A 1462-nucleotide genomic window follows, 5' to 3' on the forward strand; every position below is an offset into this window, starting at 1 on the left:
TAAAGGCGCTAAAGCTGCTGTTGAAGCTGCTGGCGGTAAAGTCGAGGAGTAATCCCCAGTGTCTATGACTCCTAGTTCTTCAGGTCATGTCAATATGATGAAAGGCCAGCCGTTTCATGTGAAATACCGTGAAATTATACGCCGCATGATGTTTCTCATCGGTGCATTATTGGTTTTTCGGCTAGGAGCGCATATTCCAGTACCGGGCATTAATAATGCTGCGCTGGAAAACCTTTTTAATGCAAACCAGGGCACAATCCTTGGTTTGTTTAATATGTTTTCCGGCGGCGCATTAGAGCGGATGTCGATTCTTGCTCTTGGCATTATGCCGTACATTTCTGCATCGATTATCGTGCAGCTGATGTCTACGGTGGTTCCTTCGCTCGAAGCTTTGAAAAAAGAAGGCGAGCAGGGGAAGCGCAAGATCAATCAGTATACGCGCCAAGGCACGCTGTTCCTTGCGCTGGTGCAGGCTGTGGGCATGTGTGCGGGCTTGATCAGCCAGGGGATTACCCTGAGCTCCGGTTTAGCCTTCTATGTTCCTGCAGTGACTTCACTGGTTGCCGGCACAATGTTCCTGATGTGGCTGGGTGAGCAGATTACCGAACGCGGGGTGGGCAATGGCATTTCCATGATCATCTTCGCCGGTATTGTTGCGGGCTTGCCGAACCTGGTTCTGCAGTCTTTATCATCGGCTGACAATGGCCAGACCAGCCTGATCGGGCTTGCCATATTCGGCCTGCTTTCCCTGGCTGTTTTGGCTGCGATTGTGTTTATTGAGAAGGCGCAGCGCCGCATTCCGGTAAACTATGCGCAAAAGCAGCAGGGCCGCCGCGTATTCTCTGCACAGCAGACGCATTTGCCATTGAAAATCAATATGGCGGGTGTGATTCCGGCAATTTTTGCCAGCTCACTGCTTCTGTTCCCAGCGAGCTTAGGCCAGTGGGTGGGAAGTGCTGATCCTGATGCAGGATTGATTAAGCGCAGCCTTCAGGATTTGGCGCTCGTATTGTCGCCTGGGCAGCCGCTGTATCTGGTGCTCTTCGGCGCGTTGATTATCTTTTTCTGCTACTTCTATACTGCGCTGGTTTTCAGCCCGAAAGAAGTTTCAGAGAACTTAAAACGCAGCGGAGCTTATGTGCCGGGTATCCGTCCAGGTGAACAGACTGCCCGTTACTTAGATCATATTCTCAATCGCTTGACTTTTATCGGCGCGATTTACATCACGGTGATCTGCTTAATGCCGATGATTCTGCAAAGCTCGTTTGGCATTCCATTCAGCTTGGGCGGAACATCGCTGCTGATCGTTGTGGTGGTTGTGATGGACTTTATGGCTCAGCTTCAAGCCCATCTGACTTCGCACCAGTATGACAATCAATCGCTAATGAGAAAAACGACTGCTCATCCTAAGGGATAAGCGCACTTAGAGGTTTCATCATGAAAGTACAAGCTTCTGTAAAGA

Annotated in this window: 1 protein-coding gene; it reads left to right on the forward strand. The window is 50.1% G+C overall.

Going from position 1 to position 1462, the window contains the following annotated elements:
- The first annotated feature begins 97 nt into the window (after positions 1–97).
- Entirely contained in the window at positions 98–1417 is a 1320-nt protein-coding gene (gene secY, locus RSA72_RS14515) for a preprotein translocase subunit SecY (RefSeq protein ID WP_171404933.1), read from the forward strand.
- Positions 1418–1462 lie beyond the last annotated feature (45 nt).

Source organism: Acinetobacter sp. (assembly GCF_036659555.1).
Taxonomy (GTDB): Bacteria; Pseudomonadota; Gammaproteobacteria; order Pseudomonadales; family Moraxellaceae; genus Acinetobacter.